The organism is Mesorhizobium sp. M0571, from assembly GCF_040320985.1.
Lineage (GTDB): Bacteria > Pseudomonadota > Alphaproteobacteria > Rhizobiales > Rhizobiaceae > Mesorhizobium.
On the sequence record NZ_JAMYQT010000022.1, the window covers coordinates 83,098 to 96,797 of the forward strand.

The 13,700-nt window shown below is 59.7% G+C and carries 8 protein-coding genes and 1 pseudogene; 7 read left to right on the plus strand and 2 right to left on the minus strand.

Features of this window, described 5'->3' with window-relative positions:
• Positions 1-27: 27 nt before the first annotated feature.
• Positions 28-344: pseudogene (locus NKI85_RS24185) on the minus strand (nodulation factor ABC transporter ATP-binding protein NodI); the annotation flags it as partial.
• 714 nt (positions 345-1,058) lie between these two features.
• Positions 1,059-1,187, minus strand: a complete 129-nt coding sequence (locus NKI85_RS24190; protein WP_352449730.1) for a hypothetical protein — start codon at positions 1,185-1,187, stop codon at positions 1,059-1,061.
• 795 nt (positions 1,188-1,982) lie between these two features.
• Here NKI85_RS24190 and NKI85_RS24195 point away from each other — a divergent pair.
• The 7 genes from NKI85_RS24195 to metH all read left to right on the plus strand — a co-directional run bounded on the left by NKI85_RS24195 (position 1,983) and on the right by metH (position 13,316).
• Positions 1,983-2,972: a nodulation protein NodZ gene (locus tag NKI85_RS24195; protein ID WP_352530898.1), complete on the plus strand. Its 990-nt coding sequence runs from the start codon at positions 1,983-1,985 to the stop codon at positions 2,970-2,972.
• Between the two features lie 152 nt (positions 2,973-3,124).
• Positions 3,125-3,286, plus strand: coding sequence for a hypothetical protein (locus tag NKI85_RS24200; protein WP_352479197.1), 162 nt, complete (start codon positions 3,125-3,127; stop codon positions 3,284-3,286).
• A gap of 55 nt (positions 3,287-3,341) precedes the next feature.
• A complete protein-coding gene (locus tag NKI85_RS24205; RefSeq protein ID WP_352682189.1) occupies positions 3,342-4,757 on the plus strand; it encodes a mannose-1-phosphate guanylyltransferase/mannose-6-phosphate isomerase in 1,416 nt (471 codons plus the stop codon).
• Positions 4,758-5,433: 676 nt separating this feature from the next.
• Complete coding sequence (locus tag NKI85_RS24210) at positions 5,434-5,730, plus strand: DUF4917 family protein (protein ID WP_245278578.1); 297 nt, start codon at positions 5,434-5,436, stop codon at positions 5,728-5,730.
• A gap of 237 nt (positions 5,731-5,967) precedes the next feature.
• On the plus strand, positions 5,968-6,426 hold the full coding sequence (locus NKI85_RS24215; RefSeq protein ID WP_352467057.1) for a (2Fe-2S)-binding protein: 459 nt from the start codon (positions 5,968-5,970) through the stop codon (positions 6,424-6,426).
• Between the two features lie 3 nt (positions 6,427-6,429).
• Positions 6,430-8,631, plus strand: coding sequence for a xanthine dehydrogenase family protein molybdopterin-binding subunit (locus tag NKI85_RS24220; RefSeq protein ID WP_352690738.1), 2,202 nt, complete (start codon positions 6,430-6,432; stop codon positions 8,629-8,631).
• A gap of 878 nt (positions 8,632-9,509) precedes the next feature.
• Positions 9,510-13,316 carry a methionine synthase gene (metH, locus tag NKI85_RS24225; RefSeq protein WP_352778336.1) on the plus strand — a complete coding sequence of 1,269 codons (3,807 nt, stop codon included), beginning with the start codon at positions 9,510-9,512 and terminating at the stop codon, positions 13,314-13,316.
• Positions 13,317-13,700 lie beyond the last annotated feature (384 nt).

A 13,700-nucleotide genomic window follows, 5' to 3' on the forward strand; every position in this document is an offset into this window, starting at 1 on the left:
GTCATTGACAGTGTCAGCCAGCGAGCACACCTGCTCCTGCTTGGAGGCATAGCAAAACAGAGTCTCGCCGCTAACCTGCCTAAGTCGCACATGCGGCCTGAGTGCCGAACTCAGCTCACGGGGTGAGCGACATAGATTTCAATCACGTCGCACTCGATTTGCTCATCAATCAGCGAGTTAGGACGCCCTTCTGGGATTCTACATCCGTTCTCAAGCACGCACAGTCGGTTGCATAGCCGCTCCGCTTCTTCCACGAAGTTGGTGGCCACTAGAATCGTATTGCCCTGCGCCAGCAGGGCACGTAGCCGTTCCCAGATAAAATGGCGAGCATGTGGGTCCAAGCCACACTAGAACTCCACCATCCCTCTTTTGCGCTGACCAAGTAATCTTTGCCTGCTTCAGCGTCTTCTAATGGAAATTGTTTTGATCAGTGAAATCGATTGTTTGGATCAGGTGCATCCATAAAATGGATTGTTTGACAGGGCAGCGCGGCACATCGGCGGCACAAAGTCGTGGGCGCGAGGTTTCGCTCCGCGCGAAGACAAAGTTCGTGGCAGTCGGGGGCTTTGGGCGAACCGCACATCTGAGACGGCGGGGAAAAGCCGGGTAGGCATTACGTATTTGACCTCCAAAGAATTTCGGGCGCGCTAGCCCGAAAACGGTGGCTGGGCTTCAACGATGGGCGGGACGAGGCGACCATCAAACTGTGATTCATACTGGAGGCGATCGCAGTGCGGCGAATTTGAACGGCCGCCTTTGCCAGCCCTCGCCATCGCATCCGGCTACAGGTGCCGAAGATCTTCTCGATCCGAGTACAAATTCTGTGGATCGGTTGGTTCCAGGCGTCAAGCTCTCGGCCTCGTCGCGCCCCCACATAGCGGTTGCGACGATGCGCGGCCTTCCACCCTTGGCGCGCACCGCGTCGCCGAGATGATTGCCTCGGTAGGCGCTGTCGGCAAACACTTCGCCGGGATTGTCGGGCAGAGCATCAGGAACGGCGTTGCCGTCCTCGGTGTGGGCGCCGTGACGGCGATCTCCTCGACAAGGGCCGTATCGGCCTAGGCACCGAAATGGGCTTTGAAGCAATGAAACGCTGGTCGGCGCTTGTACTTGACCCAATGGCCCTCTTCATCATCTTCGCTGGCCGAGGCGATGATCGCCGCATCGACAGGCGTGCCGATCTTCACCTGGATCGCTGAACTGGCGGGTGATCTCGGCGAACAACAGGGTCATGAACCTCAAGGGCCTGTCGAAAACGGACGAGAGCGGGTTTGCACAGGTGTCCGCTCTGACACCGAGAACCCGCAGAACCCTCGGAACGATCCTCCACATGGCTGCAGACGCCAAAATTCCTCTCCCGGACATCGTCGCACAGCATCGCGTGCCAGTCGCTCAGTCCAGCCGGCTCGAAAGCTATCCGGCAGGAATTGCGCCATGTTGGCGCACTTGAAAGCGTCAGAGGGCGCCGTGTCGCATCTTTCGATGGGACCGGACGCCATGATGGCCATAAATGACGTGGATGGCCTGCGCCTGACATTCACGGCTGGCGGGTCCTGCACATCCGTCCTTCAGGAAACGCCCGCAAATGACATGTTACGTTGAGGCAGTTAAGAATTGGACTTGAAACAGGGACTTTGTGGACTGTCTCGACCGGTTGTTTCGCTTAGCAAAGCGCGGCCCCACGTCAGCAGAGGCTCATGGTCAAGGAACGCCTTAGTATCCATCACATGGATGGGCCACATTCACGCAATCAATTTTACACATGTCGCCGGGCGCATTAGAGAACGCTGAATTTAAACCGGAAGCGAGCGTACCCGGCGTCAAGATTTGCGAGCGTCACAGAGATAAGGATAGGCAGTGCTGAGGAGCTCTTCTGCCCCACGCGCAGCCTCTACCAAATCGCCCGGCGTAACGGTCGACTAGTATCGATTAAGAGATCCCAAGCCAGATGCAACCTCGTCTCTGAAACGAGATTTCCGAAAATGCAGGTCAGTGGATTGGTAAAGCGCAGGTTCGTCGTCTCTCAGAGGCGTACGGGGTTCGGTGATTGTCTGTGGTCGCTGGCGGCCGCTTGGCGCTACGCTCAGCGGTCGGGACGAACGCTAGCCGTCGACTGGCGCGGGTCCTGCTATCTCGACCAACCCTTCACAAATGCCTTTCCGGTGTTCTTCCAACCGATCAATGACATCGCTGGCGTACCGGCTATTTGCGACGACCGGATCAACGACTTTTCCTTCCCGGGTCCATTCTTCCCGGAGTGGTGGAATAGGCCAGCGATCGACTGCCTTTACCGCCCAGATGAGCAGATTTTCCAAGAGCGCGACGAGTTGGGCGAGCTCTTTCAGGCCGAACACGATGTCGAAGCGAACACAGTAGTGTGTGACGCTTGCTTGATGTGGCGCTGCGATGAGGATGCCGAGCGGCAGGTCTTCCAGAGTGTCAAGCCTCGGTCTGAAATTCAAACACGCATAGATGCCATTTACCAAGAATGTTTTGAGGGGCACAGCATCATCGGGGTTCATGTTCGACATGGTAACGGTGAAGACATCATGGACCATGCGCCCTACTGGGCCGATCCGGAGTTCGCCGTTCGACAAGTGTGCACTGCGGTTGATAAGGCTAAAGCGTTACCGCACCCCAAGCCTGTGCGGCTGTTCTTGTGCACGGACAGCGCGCAAATCCTGGATCATCTGTCGGCCAAGTTTCCCGATCTTCTCACCGTCCCCAAGCATTTCCGATCCGATCAAGACGGCCCCTTACACACTGCAGCACTTGGGATGGACGGCGCAATTTCCGCCCTCGTTGAGATGTATCTTCTCGGGCGCTGCGATACTGTAGTTCGGTTTCCTCCGACGAGCGCCTTTACACGATATGCACGCCTTTTCGTACCGCGGGTAATTGAGTTCGATCTGAAGGACCCAAGTCGTTTGATTTTGATAGAAGGCAGCCAAAGAATCTCTCATCTTGATTAAGACCGCTACCTGGGCAATTCGGCAAATGGAACGAACAGGCATAGAGACATCGACCGCAATCCACGAGAGGCGGGCCATGGCATACGCTAAATGTCCCGCAGCTGCTCAGCTTGATCCGCAGGCTTGAGGATCCGGACACACTGCAGCAGTTCTTGGCTCCATTCGGGACTGTTGCCGACGTCGATGAAACCAACGGCCTTAGGGCACGAATACAGAATGACGAGATCATTCATCTGCGGCCGTCCGGCAACGCGCCAGAACTTCGCTGTTACTCGGAGCGCCGCAAGACCATCCTAGAGCGACGGCGGTCGTGACGCTGACGCTAAGGGCGCGGGCAATGACGTCCAGAGACGAAATCGAGGTTGTTTAATGAAAGTGGTTCCCGTCATCATCAGCGGTGGAGCCGGATCGCGGCTATGGCCCGCTTCGAGGCAATCGCACCCCAAACCTTTCCTTAAAGTAGCAGATGGACATTCTCTCATTCAGCACACTGTCCTGCGCGTCGGTTCGATAAAGGGCGTAGTGGAACTCGTCGCCGTGACATCTGGGGAACACCTCTTCCTTACCAAGGACGAGTTCGACGAACTAGATTCCGTGGTCCTGCCACGCACCTTTCTGCTCGAGCCTGAAGGCCGGGATACGGCCGCAGCCGTTGCGGCAGCCGCCATCCATGCCAAGGCAACGCAAGGCCCTGACGCGATTCTATGCGTCTTCCCAGCCGATCACATGGTTGGCAACCTGCCTGCATTTTTAGACGTCATGTGCCGGGCCATCGAACATGCGAAGCTCGGGCGGATCGCCACATTGGGCATCACCCCAACCAGACCGGACACGGCATTTGGCTATATCGAAGCGGATGGTGAAAAAGTCGTCCGTTTCGTTGAAAAACCGGATCTGGACACAGCCAAAGCCTATGTCGCGTCCAAGCGCTTCTTCTGGAACGCCGGCATTTTCTGCTTTAGCGCACAAACCATGCTCAACGAGATGGCATCGCATTGCCCCGCGGTGATCCAGGCCGTCTCCGACAGCTACGAGAACGGGCGCTTCAGTCAAGGCGAAGGCTTTGCCAAAATCGAACTCGCGCCTGAGCATTTCGGCTCCGCCCCGCGAATCTCGCTCGACCACGCTGTCATGGAGAAGACGAACAAACTTGCCGTGGTTGCCTGCGACATGGATTGGAACGACATCGGATCCTGGAACGCAATGGCCGATTTGATCGCCCCCGACGAAAGCGGGAACAGGATACGCGGCGATGTGCATATGGTCGACACGACCGGCAGCTATGTGAGCTCCGACAAGCGCGTCATCGGCACGGTCGGTGTCAGCGATCTGGTGATCGTCGATTCCCCGGACGCTTTGCTTGTCGCATCCCGCGACCGCGTTCAGGACGTCAAGAAGCTGTTCGAGGGCCTCAAGGCTTCAGGACATGAAGCTCACCTGGTCCATAGCACGGTACACCGGCCGTGGGGTACCTACACGGTTCTCGAGGAAGGCGAGCGCTTCAAGATCAAACGCATCGAGGTGAAGCCCGGTCGGCGGCTGAGCCTGCAGATGCACTATCATCGTTCGGAGCACTGGGTCGTGGTCAGCGGCTCCGCGAAAATCGTCAATGGCGAGCAGGAGTTGTTCCTGGCGACAAACCAATCAGCCTACATCCCCTGCGGCCATAAGCATCGGCTGGAGAACCCAGGCAGAATTGACCTGGTGATCATTGAAGTGCAGAGCGGCGATTATCTCGGCGAGGATGATATCGTTCGCTTCGACGACGTATATGGTCGAACGTAGATTCACCCGCATGACGAGAACGGTCAACGTGTCGCTGACTAATTACCACTAGGAAGGCCGTCTGCCCACTCAGGACCGGATGCTTGTGGAATCGGGAATTGACCAAGGCAGCGGCGAATGACCGCAATCGGCATCAGGGTGGGACAAATCAACCGGAAAAGACCGGAGAGCATAGTAACGCAACACAGTCCCACTGTCGAATAGCCTTTGATATTTCTGACTTTCCAAGCACCCTCAGGGCCCACCAAAATTATATCAATGGGCTTATGGCCGACTTCGCTCTGAAGTGGGCCAAATCGAGCTCGCTATCCCCGCAGCACTCAGTTTGATTGTTTTCGTTGAAAACGAGCAAGGACAGGGGGAGGGCGATCTTGTGCTGGCTTCTATGTGTCCAATCTTGCTCCTGTTCGTCGTCAGGTTGTGTGCAGCCACATAGCGCGGCTATCGCGAGGCTGGAAGGCCTCCGATCGATAGGTGCGGCGAACGGCGGCAACGAGGTGCGAATAGGATGGCTGAGCGTATGATCGAGAATACCGCAGCTGCGGTCTAGCGCGAAATGCAGCGTCTGTGACTCATCGGTCATTGCAGCGCGATGAACCGGAAATCATGACCCTAAGCCGCCCTTCATCAGCCCACCAGCGCCGAGAAGAAGGCGAAGATCCGTCACAATGCCTACCTGTACCAAGGCTTCAAGCAGTTCACCGCGAATGTGAAGACCGCCAGCCATTGCTTCTTCATTTTCGGCCATTCGCTCGCTACGAATGACGACCACATCCTTAACCGCATAGCGCGTGGCAAGTTTCGCAAGCTCTGTGTTGGCATCTATGGTGAACCAGCATCCGCGGATAACCAGCGGATCATGAACCACGCGAACGAGCTAGCGGTGCAGCGCAACGAAAAATCGCCGCTTGATGTCGTCTTTTATGATGCTGCTACAGTTCATGTCTGGGGTTTAGGCTTAGAAGCGGAATGACTGCCAACCAGGTCATCGAGCCGGAAACTGACCGGCCGGTCGGCCCAAAAATGACATTCAGTTGCCTCCAGCCTTTCGACACGAGCCACTTCACGATCTCGCGATTGCCAGCTAGCGGCTTGTTGCTCGAGCTGCGCGATCCTAGTCTGTGGTCGCTATGCCTCAGCAATAAGAATCCGGTTCCTAGCCGGGCGGAGGCGCAACGAGATAGCCAGCTCAGGACAAGGAGAGCAAACCATGGTCGCTTTTACCCTCAATGGCGAGGCGCGAACACTCGACGTCGATCCAGAGATGCCGCTGCTCTGGGCGATCCGTGACGGCATCGGACTCACAGGAACGAAATTCGGTTGCGGCCTTGCCCAGTGCGGCGCTTGCACGGTTCACGTTAACGGCATGCCGACGCGCTCGTGCCAGACCGCAGTCGGCGACATCGAAGGAGCCTCGATCACCACCATTGAGGGCGTGTCGGGCAAGATCGGCGAAACGGTCCAGGCCGTGTGGGCCGAGTTCGACGTACCTCAATGCGGCTATTGCCAGTCTGGCCAGATCATGTCGGCCGTGGCCCTCCTGACAGAGACGCCGAAGCCGACGGACGATGATATTGATTCGGCGATGAGCGGCAATCTCTGCCGCTGCGCCACCTATCATCGCATCCGCGCGGCCATCCACGAGACCGCCAACCGGCTGGAGACTTGAGGCATGTTGCAGTTTCTCCCGAAGCATAATGCCGTGGGGCCTACGCGCCGCCAGTTCCTCCTCGGCACGGCCGTCACCACCGCGGGCCTCGCCGTGGGCTACCGGCTAATGATGGCCGCGCCCGCCAACGCACAAACGACGCCTGCAACGGTCCAGGCGAACCCCTTCCAGACCTATGTCGAGATCACACCGGAGAACCGAATCGTCGTCCACTCGTCGCAGTTCGAGATGGGACAAGGCTCCTATTTCGGCATCGCCACCCTGGTTATGGAAGAGCTCGACGGCGCCTGGGCGCAGGTCCACGTGGTCGGCGGATATGGCAATACCGCGCTCTACGGCAATCTCGCCTGGGGAGGGGCCGCGCAGGGAACCGGTGGCTCCACGTCGATGAGCTCGTCGTGGGAGCGCTACCGCAAGGCGGGTGCTGCCGCACGGGCCATGCTGGTGGCGGCCGCGGCGCAGCGGTGGGACGTGCCAGCCGGCGAGATCACAGTCGCTTCCGGGGTCGTGTCGCACGCCTCAGGGATGCAGGCGCGCTTCGGTGACCTGGCTGAAGCCGCAGCGGGAATGCCGGTTCCCGACGACGTGCCGCTAAAGCCGCGCGACAAGTGGGCCCAGATCGGATCGGACAGCCTCAAGCGCTACGATTCCGCCGGCAAGACCAATGGCGCGCAGACCTACACGATCGACCTCAAGATGGATGGACTCAATACGGCCGTTATGATCCATCCGCCGAAATTCGGCGCTGAGATCGAGAGCTTCGACGCCTCCAAGGCCAAGGCACTCGACGGCATTGTCGATGTCGTCCAGACGCCGCGCGGCATTGCCGTGGTCGGGAGGGACATGTGGACGGCGCTCAAGGGCCGCGATCTCGTGGAGGTGACCTGGAACGAAGAGAAGGCCGAAAGGCGCGGCACGGCCGAGATCATGGCCGAATACACTAAGGCAGCAGACGATCCGGGCGCGGCCACCGCGCGCGACGACGGTAACACTCCCGCAGCGTTGGCCAGTGCTGAGAAAGTCATCCAAGGGCACTACGAATTCCCCTATCTTGTCCATGCTTCGATCGAGCCACTCAACGCGGCCGCCCGAATCAACGAAGACGGCACCATCGACGTCTGGGGCGGACACCAGATGCCCGACCTTTATCAGGCGGCTGCCGCTCAAGTAGGCGGCACCACGCCGGACAAGGTGAGGCTGCACGTGATGAAGACCGGCGGCAGCTTCGGCCGCCGAGCGGTCTCGGACGCAGATCTCATTATCGAAGCTGTTTCCACAGCGCGTGCACTGGGACCCGGCAAGCCAGTGAAGGTGCAGTGGACCCGCGAGAACGACATGCGGGGTGGGCGGTACCGGCCGGTCTATGTGCACGCAGTCAAGGCGGGGCTCGACAAGGAAGGCAATGTCGTCGCTCTCCATGACCACATCGTGGGCCAATCGATCGCGGGCGGTTCGCCCTTTGCGGCGATGATCGAGAACGGCATCGATCCGACCTCCGTGGAGGGCGCCACCAACCTGCCCTATGCGATCCCGAACCTGAAGGTCGAGCTGACCACGACGGACGTGAACATCCCAGTGCTGTGGTGGCGTTCGGTAGGCTCCACCCACACCGCTTACGCAATGGAAACCCTGATCGATGAGCTCGCCGCCGCTGCGAACCGTGATCCGGTCGATTTCCGCTTGTCGATGCTCGGTCACCATCCACGGCATGCCGGCGTGCTGAAATTGGCTGCTGAGAAGGCAGGCTGGGACAAGCCTCTGCCGGAAGGCCGTTTCCGCGGCGTGGCCCTGCATGAAAGCCTCTCGACCTATGTCGCCGAGGTGGTGGAGATCACCTTCAACGATGGAAATGATTTCAAAGTCGACCGCGTCGTCTGCGCGGTAGATTGCGGCACCGCGATAAATCCTGACCAGATCCGCGCTCAGATGGAGGGCGGTATCGGCTTCGGGCTAGGCGCGATCCTCCAGGAGGAGCTGACCCTGACGGGCGGTGTCATAGACCAAGAGAACTACGACACCTATACGCCGCTCAGGATCGAGCAGATGCCGCGCGTCGAGGTGCACATTGTGCCGTCCGACGAGCCGCCCACGGGCGTTGGCGAGCCCGGTGTGCCGCCGATCGGCCCGGCCGTCGCCAACGCGCTACGGGCGGCGACGGGCAAGACGATCCGCAAGCTGCCGATCATAAAGAACTTGTCAGCATAGCCGGGAATGACACCATGAAAACGGCCGCGATGAAGATCGCGGTCGTAGGTCGTTTTTGAACGCGTCCTGACAGGCGATCACCTCCATTCGATCAATTTCCGGCGGCTGCCCGGTCCAATATCCGGTTTAGAGACGGTAACCCGTGTTCTGAACGACCGCAGACGGTCGTTGGTGCTGGTAGCACTGAAGAACCGCTTTCGAGACGCAAATGCCGCACGCAAATGTCTCGAAAGGGTCACGCTAGAGACTTTTGTACCACCTATTGCATGTCTGCTATCGCTTTCTGGGCGCGAGAAGCGGCCGGTCCTCTGACGGCCCCATAACAGGACATTGATGTCTTCGCGCTGAGCGTCAGCAGTTGGCTCTACCGCGACCTTTCTCAGGAAGGCTGCACACCGACGCGATCTTCCTTTCACCTTGCGCAAACCTCCCTTCCGAGTGAGGCGTTCAGTGCGTCGGCTTGGTGGACTGAGGCACTTCTGAGTGGGACAACAACATTGAAAAACATTGGAAAAGATTTGAATGCTCTGAAGTCCCACTGATCTCTTACCAATTGATTTTTATGGCTTTCTGAATACCCTCCGGGCCCACCAAAGTACAAAATATGAAAGGCATACTCAAAAGCCTTCACGGGCTCCGGCCCGGACCGCTCGTTCCAGCCTAACGCCCGATTCTGATAGACCAGAGGAACATCTGAAGGCAAGACTGGAGAGATTCAACGCTGTCTGCGGGAGGTCGTCCCGATGCTGTGCGTCGCGCCCTGACGGAATTTGGGGGAATGAGATGACGTATCAAAGGTTACGATGAGCACATCATATATTGACATAAAGATATGTTTATGTCACAGTGTATGATCTTTGAAGCCGAGGCTCACTGCGGTGCATTCTGAATCATCCTTGGATTCCCTTTTCGGACCCGTCGTCGCCAAAGCGGATGGATCGGAGATTCGTTCTGCCTTGGAATCGGCCGCGCGCGAACGAATCCTCATTCTCGACGGCGCGATGGGCACGCAGATCCAGGGGCTTGGCTTCAAGGAGGAACAGTTCCGCGGCGACAAGTTCGTCGGCTGCGCCTGCCATCAGCAGGGCAACAACGACCTGCTGATCCTGACGCAGCCGAAAGCGATCGAGGAAATCCACTACCAGTACGCGATTGCCGGCGCGGACATCATCGAGACCAACACCTTCTCCTCCACGCCGATCGCCCAGGCCGATTACGGCATGGAGGACGCGGTCTATGACCTTAACCGGGACGGAGCCCGTCTGGTGCGGCGGGCCTGCATTCGCGCCCAACAGGAAGACGGCAAGCGACGCTTCGTCGCCGGCGCGCTGGGACCGACCAACCGCACCGCCTCGATGTCGCCGGACGTCAACAACCCCGGCTATCGCGCCGTCAGCTTCGACGATCTGCGCATCGCCTATGGCGAGCAGTTGCGCGGCCTGATCGACGGCGGCGCCGACATCATCCTGATCGAGACGATCTTCGACACGCTGAACGCCAAGGCGGCGATCTTCGCCTGCAACGAGATATTCCTCGAAAAGGGCGTGCATCTTCCGGTCATGATCTCGGGCACGATCACCGACCTGTCGGGCCGCACGCTGTCGGGCCAGACACCGACGGCCTTCTGGCATTCGATCCGCCACGCCAATCCGTTCACAGTCGGCCTCAACTGCGCGCTCGGCGCCAACGCCATGCGCGCACATCTCGCCGAGATTTCCGGCGTCGCCAACACCTTCACCTGTGCCTATCCCAATGCCGGCCTGCCCAACGAGTTCGGCCGCTACGACGAGAGCCCGGAATTCATGGCGGCGCAGATCGAAGGATTCGCGAGCGACGGATTGGTCAATGTCGTCGGCGGCTGCTGCGGCTCGACGCCGGACCACATCCGCGCCATCGCAGCGGCGGTGAGGAAATATCCGCCGCGCGCCATTCCGGAGATCGAGCGCAAAATGCGCCTGTCAGGTCTGGAACCCTTCACGCTCACCAAGGAAATTCCGTTCGTCAATGTCGGCGAGCGCACTAACGTCACCGGCTCGGCGAAATTCAGGAAACTGATCACCGCCGGCGACTACCCCGCCGCCCTCGACATCGCGCGCGATCAGGTCTCCAATGGTGCCCAGATCGTCGACATCAACATGGACGAGGGTCTGATCGATTCGAAGAAGGCGATGGTCGAATATCTCAGCTTGATCGCCGCCGAGCCGGACATCGCCCGCGTGCCGGTGATGATCGACAGTTCGAAATGGGAGATCATCGAGGCCGGCCTGAAATGCGTGCAGGGTAAGCCGCTGGTCAATTCCATCTCGATGAAGGAAGGCGAGGGGGCCTTCCTACATCATGCGAAGCTGGTGCGCGCCTATGGCGCGGCTGTCGTCGTCATGGCGTTCGACGAGGAAGGCCAGGCGGACACGCAGGCGCGAAAAGTCGCCATCTGCACCCGCGCTTACAAGCTCCTGACCGAGCAGGCCGGCTTCCCGCCGGAAGATATCGTTTTCGACCCGAACATCTTCGCCATCGCCACCGGCATCGATGAGCACAACAATTACGGGGTCGACTTCATTGAGGCGACGCGGGAGATCATCCGGACCTTGCCTCACGTCCACATTTCGGGTGGCGTCTCGAATCTGTCCTTCTCGTTTCGCGGCAACGAACCGGTGCGCGAGGCCATGCATGCCGTGTTCCTCTACCACGCCATCCAAGCCGGCATGGACATGGGCATCGTCAATGCCGGCCAACTTGCCGTCTACGAATCGATCGATCCGGACCTGCGCGAAGCCTGCGAGGACGTCGTCAACAACCGCCAGCCGGCGGGCGGCGGCAGCGCCACCGAGCGGATGCTGGAACTTGCCGAGCGCTTCAAGGGAACCGCCGGCAAGGAGGCCAAGGAACGCGATCTCGCCTGGCGGGAGTGGACTGTCGACAAGCGCATTTCGCATGCGCTGGTCAACGGCATAACCGAGTTCATCGACGCCGATACCGACGAGGCGCGGCTTGCCGCCGAGCGCCCGCTGCATGTCATCGAGGGCCCGCTGATGGCCGGCATGAACGTCGTCGGCGACCTGTTCGGTGCCGGAAAGATGTTCCTGCCGCAGGTGGTCAAGTCCGCGCGCGTGATGAAACAGGCGGTCGCCGGGCTGCTGCCGCACATGGAAGCCGAGAAGCTGGCCAACGCCGCCAACGGCATCGACACCGGCGAACGCCAGACCGCCGGAAAAATCCTGATGGCGACGGTCAAGGGCGACGTCCACGACATCGGCAAGAACATCGTCGGCGTCGTGCTCGCCTGCAACAACTACGAGATCATCGATCTCGGCGTCATGGTGCCGGCGACCAAGATTCTGCAGACGGCGCGCGAGCAAAACGTCGACATCATCGGCCTCTCCGGCCTGATCACGCCGTCGCTCGACGAGATGGCGCATGTCGCCTCCGAAATGGAGCGCGAAGGTTTCGACATTCCGTTGCTGATTGGCGGCGCCACGACCAGCCGCGTTCACACGGCGGTCAAGATCCACCCGCGCTATGAGCGCGGCCAGACGGTCTACGTCACAGATGCCAGCCGCGCCGTCGGCGTCGTCTCGTCATTGCTGTCCAACGATGCCAAGGGCGGCTTTGTCGACACGGTGCGTGCCGAATACAGGAAGGTGGCCGACGCGCATGCGCGCAGCGAAGCCGACAAGCTGCGCCTACCGCTCGCCAAGGCAAGGGCAAACGCCCACAAGATCGACTGGTCGGGCTATGTCCCGCAAAAACCCTCCTTCCTTGGGCTGCAGGTTTTCGACACCTGGGACCTCGCCGAACTCGCCCGCTATATCGACTGGACGCCGTTCTTCCAGACCTGGGAGATGAGGGGGCGCTATCCGAAGATTCTCGAAGACGAGGCACAAGGGCCGGCGGCGCGCCAGCTCTTCGAGGATGCACAGGCGATGCTGAAGCAGATCATCGCGGAAAAATGGTTCGCACCGAAAGGCGTGATCGGCTTCTGGCCGGCCAACGCCGTCGGCGACGACATCAGGCTTTTCACCGACGACACGCGTTCGCAGGAGCTGGCGACCTTCTTCACGCTGCGCCAGCAACTGACCAAGCGCGACGGCAAGGCCAACGTCGCCCTGTCGGATTTCGTCGCGCCGTTCGAAAGTGGCAAGGCCGATTATCTCGGCGGCTTCATCGTGACCGCCGGCATCGAGGAAGTAGCGATCGCCGAGCGTTTCGAGCGGGCCAATGACGATTATTCCTCGATAATGGTGAAGGCGCTCGCCGACCGCTTCGCCGAAGCCTTCGCCGAGCGGCTGCACGAGCGTGTCCGAAAAGAGTTGTGGGGCTATGCGCCGGACGAGAACCTGGCCCCGGAGGATCTGATCGGCGAACCCTATTGCGGCATCAGGCCGGCGCCCGGCTATCCGGCGCAGCCCGACCATACCGAGAAGGCGACGCTGTTCAGGCTGCTCGGCGGCGAACGCCACGCAGGGGTCACCTTGACCGAAAGCTATGCCATGTGGCCCGGCTCCTCGGTTTCCGGCATCTATCTCGCCCATCCGGAAAGCTACTATTTCGGGGTGGCCAAGATCGAGCGCGATCAGGTGGAGGACTATGCACGGCGCAAAGACATGCCAATTGCGGAGGTCGAGCGGTGGCTCGGGCCTATCCTGAATTACATCCCAGTTCAGTTCGTTGAGGCCGCTGAATAGATTGTCGGCGTACCAGCTTCCAAGTGGAATTCGTTCCTGTATTCAAGCCTTGCCGGGCGTGCCGCTCATCCACTGGGCGGCACGCGGCAAGAAGATGCAGAGATCGCGAAAATCCTAGGCATCTCCATAGCAGGAGTAACGCGGTGGGCATTCCCGCAACAAATCTGGACGGAAGCTGACAATGAAACCAATCGCTTAGACCCGCTATCTAGCGGTCGAGAACCGGTGTCACATCCGGTCGACGCGCATCACGGCCAAGGCCTGACGGCGCTGGAGCCCGGCCAGGGCATGAGTGCCAGCGTGCGGCTCAGCTGGCGGCCGATCGACGCCTGGAGCTTACTGGATCGGCGTCTCGCCGCGAAACAGCGGCTGGTGCGCCCGCAT